The sequence below is a fragment of the Anabaena sp. WA102 genome, assembly GCF_001277295.1.
GTDB lineage: Bacteria > Cyanobacteriota > Cyanobacteriia > Cyanobacteriales > Nostocaceae > Dolichospermum > Dolichospermum heterosporum.
Window position 1 is genome coordinate 4540563 of record NZ_CP011456.1, and the last position, 17369, is coordinate 4557931.

Here is a 17369-nt window from a genome sequence, read left to right on the forward strand (position 1 = left end):
ACAACTGACAACTGACAACTGACAACGAACAACTGACTAAAATGCCAACTCCAATCTTTCACTGGTCATGGATTTGAGTTTGGAGGTGAAGGATTCGGTGCGATCGCTCTTTTGGGGCATAAACTGACCAATAGGAGGATGATTGGCTGTTGCTGTGAGCATTAACTGTTGGGCAGGTGGGGGTGAAATTTCCTCAATAACTTGCTTTTGTCTGATATTTCCGGTTAATTGCCCAAAAGAAGGCACTGGGGCTAGGCTTTTTGGAGCATAGTCTCGGTTTTCTTCTATTGGCTGTAAATTCTTATTTATTTGATACTTATAACTCACTGGAGCAGGTAATAAACGAAGATTTTTATATTCTTCCATCCTGATTTCCTGTTTAGTGGGTGGTAAAACTTGTAGAGGCGCAGAAGTGAGCCGTTCAGGGAATTTGCTACAAATCATGCGCTCAAATTCCATATTGAAATGGTAGGTTGTCTCGCCCTTTCGTCGCCAAAAGTTCAAGATTTGCTGTACAGATACGGCTTTATAACGACCTTGATACAAAGCTTCGATAACTGCTAAGTGTAACCAATGCAGGGGATATTCAGATTGCCATTGGTTAATCAACTCACTGGCATTGTATCCGTTGAGATCAAAGCTGTAGTGAGTTAATAACTTAGCTGCTAGTTCCGCAGGAGGTGCGAAAGTTTGAGTGACCGGGGCTGTTGTTAACATGGGCTGTGAGTTATAGGCAATAGGTATAAACATTGCACCCATCGCATCTAGTCTAACGTACTTTTGGCTACATTAGTGTTTTTTTTCACCAGCAGCAAAAGTCATAGGCAGTGTTTTCCATTCTACTTGTCAATTGCTGATATGCAAAACAATATAAGGTGAGTTAATAACTTTTGTGCGTTGACTGGTGACTAATGCCTGATACACCATTGCAGCAACTTCGGCACGGGTGGCTTCTCTGGTTGGTGCTAGTAAATTGGGGTCGGGATAATTAAGAATAATTTTTTGCTGGGTGGCGATGGTAACGGCTGTGCGGGCGTATTCGGGAATTTTCTCTTGGTCAATGTAGGTTAAGGTTTTTTGATCACTTGCCACAAGTCCCAGTCCGTTGACTAGGGAGACGATGACTTGCAGCCGTTGGACGTTTTGGGTAGGACGGAAGGTGCGATCGCTAAATCCGCCCACAAAACCGCCTCTGGCTGCGATTTCAATGGCGTTAGCTGCCCAAAAATCCTTGGCTATATCTGTAAATTCTGGGGACGGACGTTTGGCTGGGGGATTAAAGGCGGCAGCAATTAAAGCTGTATATTGAGCGCGGCTCATGGCTTGATCTGGTTGGTATGTGCCATCAGCAAAACCCTGGGTTAAGTTCATACTAACTAATGCCCGAATAAATGGTTCTGCCCAATGACCAACAATATCGGAAAAAGAGGGAATCTCTGTCTCTGGTTTGACAATATAGGCGGAGGGTAGGGGATTTTCTTGACCGGTGGCGACTAATGCCTGATAAATTAGGACTGCGATTTCCGCGCGGGTAATTTCCCGCAGTGGTTCTAATTGATCTGGTTGGGGATAATTGACGACTAATAGTTTTTGCGTAGCTACGGTGGTGGCATTGGTAGCGTAGCTGGGAATTTGGGCGCGATCGCGGTATACCATTAAGACGTTAGGATTACCACCACTCAAGTTTAAACCGTTGACAATGGAGACTATTGCTTGAATTTTGGTGATGTTATTTCCGGGTCGAAATGTACCATCGGGAAAGCCTTTCAAAAAGCCTCTATCGGACGCACTGGCTATGGCTTTGGCAGCCCAAAAGTCGGATTTGACATCTTTGAATTTATCTAGTTGATTACTTTCTGGTAGTTGGAATGTTTTGGTGATTAAAGCTGCGTATTGGGCGCGGTTAACAGGTGTGGCTGGTTGAAAAGTGCCGTCGGGAAAACCGTTAATAATATCTTTACTGACTAAGGCTTCGACGAAGGCTGCCGCCCAATGTCCTTCTAAATCAGCAAATCTACTGCTAACTCCAATTTGACTGGGGGTGTCAGCGGTAGCAGCGATGAAATCTATTGCCCCAATTACCTGGGGAACACTTAATTGATTACCGACGGAGATAATTTTTTGATCTGTGACATTTTGTAAATCGAATTTACCCTGTTCTCGAAAAATGTTGTCGGCTGGGTCTTGGGGACTGCCTAAATCGGGAGTGGCATTACCGGCGATTAACAGACCGCCTTGGGTATTGCTGGTGATCAGATTTCGCCGTAATACTGGTTTAGCATCACGAGATAGGGCGATCGCTGTCCCATTGGCTAAAAGTTGGTTATTGGCAACTAAAGGGGCGGCAAAGTCACTAATGGCTATGCCTAAAGCATTATCTTGAAATACATTCCGCAGCACTTCTCCTTTGCTATTCTTGGCTATGACCAACCCACAGACTTTGTTATTAATAAATAAATTATCCACAATCCCCGGTTTGCTATTGCCGGTAATGAAGATGCCTTCTCTAGTACAGTCCTTAAATGTACTATTAGCTACAGTCGGTATTGATGATTCAATCCACGCCCCAGTCCCTTTAGCGGCAGGATTCATCACTGTCATACCTAAAAGACTAGCATCACCTAGTAAGAGTAATGTAATATTCTGTATTCCAAAACTAGAGCTTTGATATTCCCCACTGCCGGCAATAATCGTTTCCTGACCTTTATTTGCTTCATTTCCTACTACTAATACTCCCGGTGCAATGACTAAGGGAAATACTTCACCATTGGCTGTGCTGTAAGTTCCACTGGCTAACTGAATAATTGTTGATGTTTTCGCTTGTTTAAGGGCGCGGGTAATGGTTTTGAGGGGATCAGAACGAGAACCAGTATTAGCATCGTTTCCTGTCACAGGATTAACATAGAGTGTGGCAACAAGACTAGAATTAACCATAAATTTTTAAACGAGCAGGGTTTTAATGGTGACATCCATAATTAACCATATTTTTAGCACAATCAGGAAGAAGGAAGAGGTTTTGGGCAACTTTACTTTTTGTTACATATTTCAGTTTTTTCCGGTTTATCTACTTAAGGGACTTCCAATTAAAAAAATCCCCAAAAGTTTCTTGTGGTGCGGGCATCTTGCCCGCTAATTACCAAGGACAGGCAGGATGCCCATCCCACAAAATTGGGTAATTTATTTTTTGGTGATCCCTAAGAGATTTACCTAAGAGTTCTCCAATTAAAAAAATATCCCAAAATTTATTGTGGTGCGGGCATCTTGCCCGCTAATAATACAAGAACGGGCAAGATGCCCATCCCACGAGATTGGATTATCTTTTTTGTGGAGTTCTCTAAGTAGGTGAACACAATAAAACCAAACTGTGTAAAGAAACGTAAAATCGCTGCAAACTTCTTTACTCTTGCCTCTTGCCTTGCTATAACGACAATTTTCAACGCCAACCTACCTATCTCCATGAAAATAGCGGTCAAATAAAGCTTGTGCAGATTGGCGGTGTTGTTCCACTAATTGAGGAGGGGACAACATTTCTGCTTTGTCCATATAACGATAAACCCAGCGGCTAAATTCATTTAAAGACCGAGGTGGTAAATCTACAGCATATTCTATATAAGTATGTTGCCCAGTTTTATCAATCAATCCAGTGGTAATTTTTTGATGAGGATGACGACGCTCTCCTTCCAAAATAAATGCTGATACTGGCGGAAAAAACCGGACTTTCACATTAATTAAGTTGAGAGTTCCATCTAATTCTAATTTTTGCGGTTCTGGTTCACCTAAATTTAAACCCCAGCCATTTTCTAGTAACTTATATGCTTTAACTAAACTTTCTTTTTGTTTTTCTAAACCCCTGGGCAAGATTTTAATAAAAATACAATGATTATTAAAACGGTTTAATCTTCCTATGGCTAAATGTCCATTTTCACAATATTCATACAGTAAATACCAAGCAATATCATGGTAAATTAATTGTAGGGGAAAAATCTGTATCCGTCCAATCCGATTAAAACCATAAAAGTCATTACTCCGAGAAATTTCAATGGCTTCTCCCTTACTAATAGCTTTTTCTAATAATGGTAATTTATGAAATAGTGTATCGCGGGTTTCTCCCTGAATTACCATTTCTTCTGGGTCGGTATGAATAATAGCCCGGTTAAGATGTTGCCGAGTAGGATAAAAAAAATCACCCTTGAGTTCCATATCTAACCCACGTAATCTTTTACTAAGAGTTTCATGAATGCGTCTAGCTTGGGCATCACCTTGATATTGAGCTTGAGAGGCTAAAGCATTAAATGCTACTTTTAATTCTGCGATAGAAAGCGCACCAGTACCTAAATAATATCCCCAACGATACATCCGCCGATCAAGGATAGCGCAACGTCTGAGGGTTTCTAAATCTTTGCGTAATGTCGGAATTGCTGGATATTCTGCGGGTAATTCTATATCCAATTCTGCTGCTAATTTTTGCAGATATACTTTCACAGAACTAATTGCATCATGATTCTCATTGTTACTGAGATCAAAAAAATCAGGACTACCTATACCTGGATGTTTTAATAATGTAGCAATTAACAGCAGTAAGCGTTCAAACGCTAACCGTTCTGTGTAAGGATGAGTAGGTTTTTTAGGCATGGTAAAGGAATCACTGGCAGGAATTTATAGTAAATTAATCTCAGTGCAAAAAGAAAATATTTAGAATGCTAATAAAAATTGGCTGTAAGCATTGTCAATATTGCTTTAGGGAAGATAACTATAATAATTTAGTTTATAACCTTTTTCTAGCTTTTGGCTAATTCTGCGGTTATGGTAGTCAATAGACTTCTCCGGTAAAGTAGAGACGTTCCATGGAACGTCTCTACATCTTTTTTGGAGATGTCTAATATCATTACTTTGAAGTCAGTCTTTTTAGCACCATGTATATTTCCCGACGTTCTGCCACTGTCAGAAATGTTTCTATATCTACTGTTAATGGTGGTATTACTTTAGTGATTTTGTTGATTGCACCTTTAGGTTTAGCAGCAGTAATTATTAATACTATGTTAGTCGCTGTTGCTACTTATATAGTTGCCAGTGCAGCCGATAAGTAGGTTGGCGTTGAAAATTGTCGTTATGGCAAGGCAAAAGGCAAGAGGCAAGAGGCAAGAGTGAAGAGGGTTTGGGCGATTTTACGTTTCTTTACACAGTTTGGTTTTATTGTGTTCACCTACTTAGAGTTGTTTTGTGGTTAGAACCGGAACAGAATGCAGAATTAACATCTTCTGGAAACGGTGAATATCGTTCTCCCAAGAAATCTAATTTACAACGTTGGTGGCGTTAATAATGTAAGTTGCTAGTTAGGTAAATTGTCAGAACCAGGATGTCCAGGATTAAAGGATGAACAGGATGAAATTTCTGTTTTCATCACCAATTAAGTAGGTTAGCCTTGAAAATCGTCGTTATGGCAAGGCAAGAGGCAAAAGGCAAGAGGCAAGAGTGAAGAGGGTTTGGGCGATTTTACTTTTCTTTACACAGATTGGTTTTATTGTGTTCACCTACTTACCTATTACCAATTACCTATTACCAGCTTCAACGAGATAACTAGCAACTTGAGTTAATAATTGATAATTTCATGCAAAGTCTTTATGTTTCTGAGCAGAATTGCTATGTGTGTTTACAAAAAGAAACTTTGCTAGTTAAGCAAGGGGAAACTGTATATGCTGAAGTCCAGTTACCTCTGTTAGAGCAAATTCTGATCTTTGGGAAATCCCAATTAACCACCCAAGTTATTCGTGCTTGCTTATGGCGAGATATTCCCATTGCTTACTTATCACGCATGGGTTATTGCTATGGCAGAATTTTACCAATTTCTAGGGGATATCGGCAGTTATCACGTTATCAACAACAATTATCTCCCGTAGAAAAGTTGATTACTGCTAGGGCTATGATTAAAGGTAAGTTAAAAAATAGTAGGGTGTTGTTGCGAAGACAAAAGAAAAAAAAGGAATCGGAGCTTTTAGAACGGGTTTTACAAAGTTTAGATTATCTAGCTGACCAAGTAGCACAGGCTGATAATTTAGAACGGTTAATGGGGTTTGAAGGTGCGGGTGCGGCTCAATATTTTTCGGCTTTTAGTGAATGTTTAACAAACCCTGATTTTGTGTTTTCTGGTCGGAGTCGTCGTCCTCCAGGAAACCCAGTGAATGCCATGCTAAGTTTTGGTTATCAAGTTCTTTGGAATCATTTATTAGCGTTAATTGAAATTCAAGGATTAGACCCTTATTATGCCTGTTTACATCAAGCTCATGATGGTCATGCGGCATTAGCTTCTGATTTAATTGAGGAGTTTCGCGCCCCATTTATAGATTCTTTAGTGATGTGGTTAATTAATCGCAAAATCGTTAGTGCTGAAGCTGATTTTGAGTTTAAAAATGGTGGCTGTTATTTGAATAATGCGGGAAGGAAGAAATTTCTACGGGCGTTTTTACAACGGATGTCTGAAGAAATACAAACTGATGAGGGAATTAAACAACCAAAATGGGATTTATTAACTAAACAGGTGAGGGCTTTTAAGCAGTTTGTTTACAATCCTAGTCATCATTATCAACCCTATCGAATTGACTAAAATTATATTAAGTAGGTGAACACAATAAAACCAAAGTGTGTAAAGAAAAGTAAAATCGCCCAAAGCTTCTTCACTCTTGCCTCTTGCCTCTTGCCTCTTGCCTTCCCATAACGACAATTTTCAATGCTAACCTACTTATGTTTTTGTATGTGATTGCTTATGATATTCCCTGTAATAAACGGCGCAAAAAAGTAGCTGATTTATTGGAAGGTTATGGACAGCGTGTACAATATTCTGTGTTTGAATGTCAGTTGAGTACAGAAAAATATCAGGATTTACGTCGTCAGTTGAGAAAAAAACTGAAGTTAGAAGAAGATAATGTCAGGTTTTATCCTTTGTCTCGACATACTCTATCTCAAGTGGAAACTTGGGGGGTGGGGATATCAGTGATTGAAACGCCTAGTTCGATTATTGTGTAGTTTTGATGATGGCAAAGTGTGTTGTCCGAAGGTCAGGGAAAATGGCTGAGATGTTGATTTTTTCGTTGCGAGCTTCGGTTGCTTGCTGGATAAGGGTTTTGTGCATTTTGAAGGGTAGCTTAGAGGTTATTCTGCCACCTTGTTTCGTGACCTTCGGAAACCGCCCCTGGACTTCTTGCACCGTCTGGGTTTAAAATGGAGGTATTCCTAATTACTGGGAATATTAATTGAATGGAAACTGCCTGTTGCAAAACTTAAATCTGACATGGTAGTTGACCTTATTCCTAATTACTGGGAATATTAATTGAATGGAAACAATACTAAACTTGCGATCGCCCTGGCTTCTTTATCATTCCTAATTACTGGGAATATTAATTGAATGGAAACGAGAAAACAAAGATTTTAATATCCCTCAGATAACCATTCCTAATTACTGGGAATATTAATTGAATGGAAACAGGAAATATTTAATCTGAGGAAGGATAGGAGAAGGATTCCTAATTACTGGGAATATTAATTGAATGGAAACTACTCTTGCACTATTAATTGGTCATCACTCAGCGATATTCCCACTCGCTGGGGATATTAATTGAATGGAAACAAGTCCGTCCGTTTTTGGGGATAAAATGTGGTTCCAATTCCCACTCGCTGGGGATATTAATTGAATGGAAACTCAATCAAACTTACTTGCATAATTAAAGCCTCCAGACTATTCCCACTCGCTGGGGATGTTAATTGAATGGAAACGCAGAATAAATTGGATGTGCCATAATTGGTTAGACCATTCCCACTCGGTGGGGATGTTAATTGAATGGAAACGATGGATCTGCCTTTGGCGATCGCTCTAATTGCCATTCACCATTCCCACTCGCTGGGGATGTTAATTGAATGGAAACATCCAATATCGGATATGATCATCAATTCGATTCTGGATTCCCACTCGCTGGGGATGTTAATTGAATGGAAACTTTTCTCGGTCTGTCTAAGAGGTCGAGCGGGCAGATAAACAAATTCCCACTCGCTGGGAATATTAATTGAATGGAAACTTCCAAGATTTGTAAGCTTCTAAAACTGTAATTAAATACCCACTCGCTGGGGATATTAATTGAATGGAAACTCCCAATATCTAATATGATCATCTATTCGAGATTTCATTTCCCACTCGCTGGGGATATTAATTGAATGAAAACTGCTTTATTAGCGATCGCTCCCTAATAAAGCAGTATCTGTTTTAACCTTAAAAAAATGATGCCAACAACAGTTAATACAATACATTTGAACTATTAAGCAGAGTCAACGAAAAACTAGAGTTTAGTACCTGCATAAATAAGAACCGATGTCAAAAACAAGAAAATATTTGTAATTAAATTCTTATCGGCAGAAAACCCTTACAAACAGAGCATTCTAGGAATTATCTAGAGAAATGTTGCAATATTTTATATTTATAGACAAATACTGAATTAAGACTATATGATGCGTATATCAGCTACATAAGGAAATTACTAGTGTCAGAAGAATATTGGCGGGCTAAGATTTGGGGGTTACTACATGACCCTGTATTAAAGGCATTACATAACAATAGTGGTCGGGGTAAAAATAGCTTCTATGAACAGTTAGAAGTGATGAAACCTTGGGTTGAGACAGGTAGAACCCCTGATCAATCAGGTGGTAAAGCATTAGCAAATATATTGTTAGCGGATTATATAGCCTCAGCTAGTGACAGATCCGCTATAGGTAGCACTACAGCTTCTATTAACTATGCTCCCGGTGATAACCATGACAAAGGGCTACAAATTACTCATTTATTATCAGGTGCAAAACAAGACTTCAAAATTAAACTACACACAGAACTTATAAAATCTAAACGTAAAGAATATTTAGAAAACAAAGAAAAACAACTACTTGCATTTGTACCCCCAGAATTACAAGATCCAAGTATTAAAGATAATATTCCCAAAATCAAACAATTATATTGGTGGTTATGGCGTTGTTTACCTCAAGCAACCTGTAATTTATTTGAAGATTCTTCATTAATGTTAATGCCAGCAGAAACCCGCATTCCTGATGCTTCCATTTGGAGTCATGTGAGTATGACAGCAGCTTTAGCCGGTGGATTTGCAGGATATGATTTAACATTAGATGAAATTAAAAATTGGCCAAGAGGAAAAGAAGTTTCTCATCCTTATTTAGCAGTATTCAGTTTTAGTCCGGTACAGGAACTAATTAAAGCCAGTCGGAAAATGCGCGACTTTTGGGCAGGTTCTTGGTTACTGCATTATCTCTCAGCCAAAGTTTGTTGGGTACTAGCAAATCAGTATGGACCGGATGCGTTACTTTATCCCAGTCTTTATCAACAACCATTAATTGACCATTGGTTATTACAAAAATATCCAGAATTTAAGGATTTGATAAAAACACCATCACCACAATCATTATTAACCGCAGGCTTTCCTAACGTTATAGTCTTAGTGTTGCCGAAAGATAAGGTTCAAGCTGCCATGCAGACAGCCCAGCAAACGCTGTTGGAAGAATGGTTAAAAATTGGGGATTTAGTATTTAATGAATTGCATGATCAGCGGCATTGGATGAAACAGTTAAAATCCAATCATACTACCTGGAAAAGTTGGTTAAAATCCCAATGGCAATTTTACTGGACAGCATTACCCATTGGTAAACTTGGGGAAGAGTTTAAATGTTCTGCTGATGAAAAGAAACATTCAGAATTTGAAAAATGGTCAGATTCTCAAAACGAAGCCTATAATATAATAAACAATCAGAATCGGCTTTTTAAAGAGAAAGAGTTAGAATTATTACGAGAAGCCCATAAACAACGTTGGGAAAGACAAAGCCGAGGTTTTAGTGCTAATATTGGTTCATGGTGGGGTTATATATTCGATGCTACCCGTGCTAGTTTAGCCTCTGTTAAAAATGCTAGAAACTGGGAAATGCCCACAGCCTTTGGACCACGTTCTACAATTTCTGGTATTGGTCCTGTTGTTAATCCTGGTAAAGACGGAAAAGACTGGATGACAGAAGGTGAAACTCAGAATTATTGGCAACGACAAGCAGGTTTATTTGATGGTACAGAACAGCTAAATGCTACAGAAGTTCTCAAACGTGGATTACACAAAATTCTACCTGACTTATTGGGAATAAAGGATTTAGAAATTTCCTATCCAGACTTAACATCTGGTGTGGCTGGGTATTTAAAAGTTAATCAAGACAAAACTGAACATAAACGCAATTTTGATAATGCTTGTCGAGAAATAGGATCTAAATTTGATGAAATTACAAGAATACTTCCCGAAATGCGAGATAAATGGGGTATTCCTTGGATGGATGAGAAAAAGAATCCTCAACAATATCATCCCCGCTTACTTAATGCTGGTTGGATATTAGAATATTTAGACAACAGTGAGGAACTAAAAGAAGAATACACCAAAGAAATTAATGAAAGCATTAGTAAATATTATCCCAGTAATAACCCATCAAATTGGTATGTATTAGCAGCCGGTGATGGTGATGGCATGAGTGAATGGTTAAAGGGAACAAAGATGAAAACATATCGTGATTATATTCCCGATGGTTTTGCAGAAAAAGTAACCCTCACAAAATTCCCAGACTTCCTAGAACTGACTAAAAGAATGGGACCTAGCACCCACAGCGCATTAAGTCGGGCATTATTAGACTTCTCTAATCAATTAGTTCCTTACCTCACTCAAACCCGCTATGCAGGTAAACTAATTTACGGTGGTGGTGATGATGTTTTAGCCTATACGAACCTCTGGGAATGGGATAAATGGTTGTGGGATATCCGCCAATGTTTTAGAGGTGCTGAAGACCCCCATGAAGAGTTTAGTAATAAGGGTGATTATTGGCAATATTTAAAAGATGATGGTAAAAAAGTTGGTTTAGTTGATCGTCCATTATTTACAATGGGTAGCGCAGCCACAATTAGTTTTGGTATCGTAATTGCCCATCATTCAGTACCGTTGGCGATCGCATTGGAAAGCCTCTGGGAAGCAGAAGACGCAGCCAAAAAACACGAATATTATCATCGTTGCGAATTACCAATTGAAAACTGTGGTCAAAAAGATTGTTTTAACAAAAAAGATGCTGTACAGGTGCGGGTATTATATGGTAACGGTAATACTTTAAAATCTACCGCTAAATTCGATGTTTTCTATCAGTGGCAACAATTAATCATGTGTGAATCAGACAGCGCCATATTTGAACAAGCAGCGAGTCTGTGGAGTCAACATCCAGCGCCGATTTTTGGGGCAATTCTAACTTGGACGCAAGTATTTTGCGATCGCCGTGACCAATTCCAAAACAACAAACCCGCGAAAACACAGTTTCAAGAAAACCTAGCTAATTTTCTCAAAGCGTTATTCCTGACCACCCAAAGCAAAGAACTAGACAACGAAATTCAAAGTTGGCTGAAACTTGCGGCATTTGTGAAACGTAACCGTGATATCAAACTAGGAGGTGCTAATTAATGTACTGGTACAAACTCACACCACTAGATATATTGATGTTACGAGATGCCAAACCATTTTCACCACAAGAAAGGGCTTGGGCAGGTAGTGTATTTCCTCCCAATGGTCATACTATTGCTGGGGCATTACGGGGTTTATTAGGAAAAGAAACATTTAATATAGTTGGTCCGTTCCTCTGCTATGAAAATACAGAAAACACCTTATATCTTCCGCGTCCGTTGGGGTTTGTGAAATCTACAGCCCTTTTACCTTTGAAATGGGAAACCAAATCTCATATAAATAATGCGTTATGGGATGAAACTCAACCTTGTCCATTAGTCAAACCTCATAATGCTAAAGATGAAGATGAGGAAGATGAGAAAGATGAGGAGAAAATAAATAGTTTACAGAAATGTGAAGAAAGTTCTGAGGTAAAATTTAGACAATATTTACCTTATTGTGTTGTTAAGAACTATTTAGAAACAGGAGAAATTAATAAAGACAATTGGAAGGTAGTTGATGGTACTCACGAAGACAAACCCTGGACAATAGAAACCCGTTCTCATAATAGTATCGAACCCGGAACTAAACAAGTCAAAGATGCCGATGGGTACTTTGTGGAAAATGCTATTAGACTACATCAAAATTGGAGTTTTGCTATAGGAATTAATCACGAAATTACAACACCTGCTACAATCAGATTAGGAGGAGAAGGACACAGAGTAATTGTAGAATCTTGTCCAGAATTGGGGGAGCAATGGCAAGAATTACAGAAGATTTCCAGTGATAATTTTAATCATCATGATAAATCAATTGCTTATTTAGTTACCCCTGGGGTTTTTGAAAGACCACATACAGATAAGCACCAACAAAGAATGAATTTATGTCGTCCTTATCCTTGGGAATGGAAAATCAAAGATGGTAATTTTGTGAGTATGTCCACAGATAGACCAGTCCCAATCAGTTGTAGAATCAGGGATAAAGATGATGAAAGAAGTATTCCTGCACCCCAGGTTTTTGCAGCACCACCGGGGAGTTTATACTATTTGAATAAACCTCAAGGATTATTTCAGGATAATACTGGTTCTCGGATCAATAACTGGAGACAACTGGGTTATTCGGAAATGTTGTGGATTAAATATTAAGAAAAAAGTGAGGAAAATTCATGATTGAATACATCTATTTATATCTATTGTCACCATTACATACAGGCGGCACAACTCAAGAAGGTAACTTGCTAGGAATTGCCCGTGAATCACATACTAATTTACCTTACATTCCGTCCAGTACAGTTCGTGGTAAAGTTCGGTCAACTGTCACAGACAAAGATACACAATATCAACTATTTGGCAATGACTTAAAAGATGGCAAATTAGAACAAGGTAATATTTGGATTGGTGATGCTTCCATATTATGGTTGCCAGTACCTTCATTAAGTCATAGTGTAGTTTGGGTTAGTTGTCCTCTCTTATTACAACGTTGGCAACGTTTACAGAGTAGTAAATTAACTATACCTTCTGAATATAGCTGTAACTTTGCTAATGGTTCTGCTGTTTATCTCAAAGATGCAATTATTAAAAGTAATGAATTAAAATCTTGGACAAACTCAGAAGAATTTGTACCCCAATCATCAGCAACAACTTCTATAAATCGTTTATTAGTTTTACCAGATAAACATTGTGCTACATTAATTCAAATGAGTTTATGGCGACAAGTAAAAATTAAACTTGATGAACATAAATCTGTAGATGGTGGTTTCCGTTATGAAGAAGCAATTCCACCGGATACACTTATGTATTTACCTTGGGGAATTACATCACAAGCTAATGGTACATCACAAAAATCTTACGATGATTTCAAAAGTTTATTAGCCGCTAATGAAATCTTACAGATTGGTGGACAAGAAAGTTTAGGACGTGGATTTGTCCAACAATGGATGTAAACCAGAAGTGTTGAATGTTAGGAAAAGATTAAAAAAAAGTACCATAATTTGATACAATCTAAAAAAATCTAGATAAAGAATTATCAAATTATGCGCTTAAAGAATTTCCCAGAAGTGGTCAAAACAATATTGAAACCATTGCCCAAAAAAGATTATCCAGTTCTGGACACATTTTCATTTGTATCAGTGTGGTTACAGTATGTCATGGATAAAAGTATAGTGAGTATGAGAGATTTATTTCAAAGACTAAATAATCAAGGGATAGATTTAAAAATATCAAATTTTTCCAAGGCAAGTAAAAAGAGAGATACTCAAGTATTTTTGGAGATAATAACTGAATTAAACAATCAACTGAGAAAGAAAAAAGGAAAGGAAGAAACCCAAGCATTATTTCCTATAGATTCAACAATTATTACATTAACAAGTAAATTATTATGGAGTCAAGGATATCATCAAGTAAAACTATTTTGTGGGTTAGATAGTTTGACATCAGAAGTTGGTGGAATGGTGATTCATTTTGGGCAAGGACATGACCATAAATATGGACAAGAAACAGTAGAAGCAATTCCGTCAAAAGGAGTAGGGATAATGGATAGAGGATTTGCATCCTCCGAAAGAATATCTGAATTAAAACAACAAAAAAATAAAGCTTTTGTCTTAAGAATTAAAAATAATGTCACTTTAGAAATGCTAGAAAATGGTAATTGTAAAGTTGGCAAAGATGAAAGAGAAGTGGAAATTAGAGTAGTAGCATTTTGTGATATAGAAACTAAGAGTGAATTTCGTTTAGCAACAAACTTATTAAATGAAGGAGAAGAGCAAGTTAGTAATCAAGAGATTATGGAAATTTACATACAAAGATGGCAAATTGAATTGTTATGGAAATTCTTAAAAATGCACCTCAAGTTAGACAGACTTATGACAAAGAATGAGAATGGAATTAGAATTCAGATAATGTGCTGTTTAATCGCTTATTTGATATTGCAACTAATAGAAATACCGCAAGAATTTGGCAAAACTTTATTAGATAAACTCCGTTATCTTCAGTCCTATATGTGTCAGGAAATAAGTTATGTTCATTGGTTTAGAAAACTTATTTGGATAAGATGAAAAATAGCACTTATAGGCTAAGTTTATTTCAATATGTAAAGTTTTATTACGCTATTCAACATTTCTGTGTCAAGATAAAGAGATATTAGAACAAGTAAAACAGTGGTTAATCAAGGGTTTACAAGCTGGTGTGGGTTCTCAGGTTAACACAGGTTATGGTCAACTAAATCCCGCAGGTAAACTTGAGAATAACAGTGAATTTTTCCGGGTTAAATTTATTATAGAAGGTCAATTAATTCACGGGCAGCAGAAGTTTAGAAATATTAATCAACCTTATAGAATAGCTAATAATGGAAACATAAGAACGGAAACAATTAATCATCCAGAAGTCCGCCCGGTTGCTTTTAAATCAATGTTACGTTATTGGTTTAGAACTTTTGCACTAGGAATTTTAGAGACTGGACAAGTTCAAGAATGGGAAAATAAAATCTTTGGTGGGATTAATCCTAGTAAACAATATGGTTGGTTAATGGTTAGAGTTTTAGAAGGAAGAATTACCCAAAAAGAAGCCCAGCATAAGAATGATCAATGTGGTGAACAAGAGGGAATTTTAACATTAAATTACTCACCAGGAATACCGCAAGATAACCAGGATAATTTACAGAAATTAATCAAAAATCTGACTTGGTTAATGTTTCATTTAGGTGGTATTGGTCAAGGTGCAAGAAGACCTTGTTATTCTCGTAAAACCCGCCCTTATGCCCCTTGGTGGCGTGGGTCTACTTTAATACCTGATAGTAAAGATTCATTTTGGGAATTACCGGAAACTACACATCATTTTCAGAAATTATTCCGACAAAGAATAGAAGCATTTTATCAAGCATTGCAAGGGTTAGGTATTAATTTAAATTATCGGCAGATCAGGAATTGTGGAATAGTTAGAAATAACCAATGGACAGAAGCTATTGATGCTAATTGTCGGATAATTGTTTGTTCTGGAAATGAAAATTTTGGTAAACCTTATGCTTTATCAGTATTGCATAGTGAAGAATTGAAATTCAATGGTAATTATGATGGTAATCTTTGCGGAAAAGTAGGTAGAGAAGTTAAACCTTCGCCTATATGGATTACAGACTTAGGTGATTACCAAGTAGTAACAGTATTTGGCGCTAATGCAGATCCTCGTCAAAAATATTTAGAAACATTACAAAATAAAGTTCAAATCTTCCCACTATGAAAACCACAAATAACACAAATCAAGTTAGTACATTAATCATCACCGTAGGAACTCGACAAATAGGATGGCGGTGTAAAGATGGTATCATTCGTTCCTTTGGTGCAGATGGTAATATTAGTTATCCTAAGCATATCAACGAACTCTACCAAGAACTAGGAATAGAACGCGGTAAACATCAAGATGAAGATGGTAAAACCTATCCTTGGAGTGGTCGAGATTTAGGTCAACGTTATTATGAATACTGTAAAGAATGGTTAGGTGGCGATTTTAGTAATGTTGAATTATTATTAGATAAAATTGTGATTGAAGGAGGAGTAAACCAAGGTTTAAAACATATTATTTTATGGGGAACAGACCAACCAGAAAGTATTACTTGGAACTTTCGCCGATTAGATACTTTATGGTTAGCAGAATTAATGAAAGGAAAAATTAAAAGTTTATTTCCTGATGTTAGAGTTGATATTCACTCACCAAAAATTAATGCTGGTAATAGTGATGAAATCCGAGAAGAATTAGAACAACTGGTTTTAAAAGAAGCTATAAGTATTAACGAAAATCAAGAATTTATTCTATGGATACAAACTAAAGGATGTACCCCTGTCATTGCTTCTAATGTAGAAATATGTGCAGCCGCTTTAGTACGTCAATATCAAGTATTTAATGCTAGTCCTAATGAACCAAAGGAGTTTTTCACCACTTTAGAAAATGGTTTAGTTACTGCTAATCATTCCCAAACTTTCAGTTTAATTTCTATGGCTGAATATTTTTGGTCACTAGAAAAAGTAAAAATTCAGTCTGCTTGGGAACGGGGAGATTTTTCAGAAGCACAAATTTGGCTGAAAGTCCATCAACATCGTCATCCAGTATTATATAAATTAGCAGGGTTTTTAGCACAATATAGTAATTGGGAATCTAATAAAGATTTTTACCAAAAACTCAAAGATTGGGTGAGTTCTAAGGATGCATCTAAATTAGTCAATGCAGAACAAGTTGAAAATTGGAAAACCCAACTGCAAAAGCTGCAAGATGACAAAATTACTAATTTATGGGAGTCTACCCTGATATTAGAATTAGCATTAAATCGGGAAAACTACACCACAGCATTTATTCAATTCGTGCAGATTTTAGAACAATTATTATATCTGCAATCTATCAATCAAAAATGGTATGTCAAAGGTTGGATAGTTAATCATCAAGATGAGGCTACCCTACAACAATTAATGCAAGGTTGGTGTATTTACAAAAAATTCAAAGAAGATAATAAATGGTCAAAATTAATGACCGATATTAGGAAAAAGCGCAACACAATTATTCATGATGGCGAATCTATAACTTCAACGAAAATTAGCTATCTTTGGGCTAACAATGGATTTGACGGAGTTAAGATACCAACAACACCAGAAATCATTAAAAAGCTGATGATGGGACTACTCAAGGAAGTTAGCACTCCCCCCAATCTCAACAATCTATTAATGCGCTCTTTGTATCAATGGGGATTGCAATACTTAGAAGATACAATTTAACCAATAATTGAGCGATCGCCCATACATCAGAGCCAAACAGTTAACCGTTGGGAAAATAGGCATTTTCAACCTTCACCTATTGCTATGAAGTTGATGCAACAAAAGCTTCAAAAATCGGC

Annotated in this window: 12 protein-coding genes and 1 pseudogene; 9 read left to right on the plus strand and 4 right to left on the minus strand. The window is 37.3% G+C overall.

Annotated features, from left to right (window positions below; translation table 11 throughout):
• Positions 1–36 precede the first annotated feature (36 nt).
• The 3 genes from AA650_RS20010 to AA650_RS20025 all read right to left on the minus strand — a co-directional run bounded on the left by AA650_RS20010 (position 37) and on the right by AA650_RS20025 (position 4632).
• On the minus strand, positions 37–750 hold the full coding sequence (locus AA650_RS20010; protein WP_233455537.1) for a hypothetical protein: 714 nt from the start codon (positions 748–750) through the stop codon (positions 37–39).
• Between the two features lie 96 nt (positions 751–846).
• Positions 847–2934, minus strand: coding sequence for an S-layer homology domain-containing protein (locus AA650_RS20015; RefSeq protein WP_053540380.1), 2088 nt, complete (start codon positions 2932–2934; stop codon positions 847–849).
• A gap of 510 nt (positions 2935–3444) precedes the next feature.
• Positions 3445–4632 carry a helix-turn-helix transcriptional regulator gene (locus AA650_RS20025; protein WP_053540381.1) on the minus strand — a complete coding sequence of 396 codons (1188 nt, stop codon included), beginning with the start codon at positions 4630–4632 and terminating at the stop codon, positions 3445–3447.
• 281 nt (positions 4633–4913) lie between these two features.
• Between AA650_RS20025 and csx18 the strand changes: the two are divergent.
• The 3 genes and pseudogenes from csx18 to cas2 all read left to right on the plus strand — a co-directional run.
• Positions 4914–5084, plus strand: a pseudogene (gene csx18 / locus AA650_RS28215) (CRISPR-associated protein Csx18); the annotation flags it as partial.
• A 524-nt stretch (positions 5085–5608) separates the two neighbouring features.
• Positions 5609–6601 carry a CRISPR-associated endonuclease Cas1 gene (gene cas1 / locus AA650_RS20030; protein WP_053540382.1) on the plus strand — a complete coding sequence of 331 codons (993 nt, stop codon included), beginning with the start codon at positions 5609–5611 and terminating at the stop codon, positions 6599–6601.
• Positions 6602–6738: 137 nt separating this feature from the next.
• Positions 6739–7020 carry a CRISPR-associated endonuclease Cas2 gene (gene cas2, locus AA650_RS20035; protein WP_053540383.1) on the plus strand — a complete coding sequence of 94 codons (282 nt, stop codon included), beginning with the start codon at positions 6739–6741 and terminating at the stop codon, positions 7018–7020.
• A gap of 657 nt (positions 7021–7677) precedes the next feature.
• On the opposite strand, the gene AA650_RS20045 is transcribed toward cas2, so the two are convergent.
• Positions 7678–7875, minus strand: a complete 198-nt coding sequence (locus tag AA650_RS20045; protein ID WP_053540385.1) for a hypothetical protein — start codon at positions 7873–7875, stop codon at positions 7678–7680.
• 650 nt (positions 7876–8525) lie between these two features.
• Here AA650_RS20045 and cas10 point away from each other — a divergent pair.
• The 6 genes from cas10 to AA650_RS20075 all read left to right on the plus strand — a co-directional run bounded on the left by cas10 (position 8526) and on the right by AA650_RS20075 (position 17250).
• A complete protein-coding gene (cas10, locus tag AA650_RS20050) occupies positions 8526–11519 on the plus strand; it encodes a type III-B CRISPR-associated protein Cas10/Cmr2 (RefSeq protein ID WP_053540386.1) in 2994 nt (997 codons plus the stop codon).
• On the plus strand, positions 11519–12643 hold the full coding sequence (locus AA650_RS20055; protein ID WP_053540387.1) for a type III-B CRISPR module-associated Cmr3 family protein: 1125 nt from the start codon (positions 11519–11521) through the stop codon (positions 12641–12643). The genes cas10 and AA650_RS20055 overlap by 1 nt, the downstream gene beginning before the upstream one ends.
• 20 nt (positions 12644–12663) lie before the next feature.
• Positions 12664–13440, plus strand: a complete 777-nt coding sequence (gene cmr4, locus AA650_RS20060; RefSeq protein ID WP_053540388.1) for a type III-B CRISPR module RAMP protein Cmr4 — start codon at positions 12664–12666, stop codon at positions 13438–13440.
• Between the two features lie 90 nt (positions 13441–13530).
• Entirely contained in the window at positions 13531–14550 is a 1020-nt protein-coding gene (locus AA650_RS20065; RefSeq protein ID WP_053537527.1) for a transposase, read from the plus strand.
• Between the two features lie 130 nt (positions 14551–14680).
• Positions 14681–15727, plus strand: coding sequence for an RAMP superfamily CRISPR-associated protein (locus tag AA650_RS20070; RefSeq protein ID WP_234413231.1), 1047 nt, complete (start codon positions 14681–14683; stop codon positions 15725–15727).
• Complete coding sequence (locus AA650_RS20075) at positions 15724–17250, plus strand: hypothetical protein (RefSeq protein WP_053540389.1); 1527 nt, start codon at positions 15724–15726, stop codon at positions 17248–17250. The genes AA650_RS20070 and AA650_RS20075 overlap by 4 nt, the downstream gene beginning before the upstream one ends.
• Positions 17251–17369: the final 119 nt, after the last annotated feature.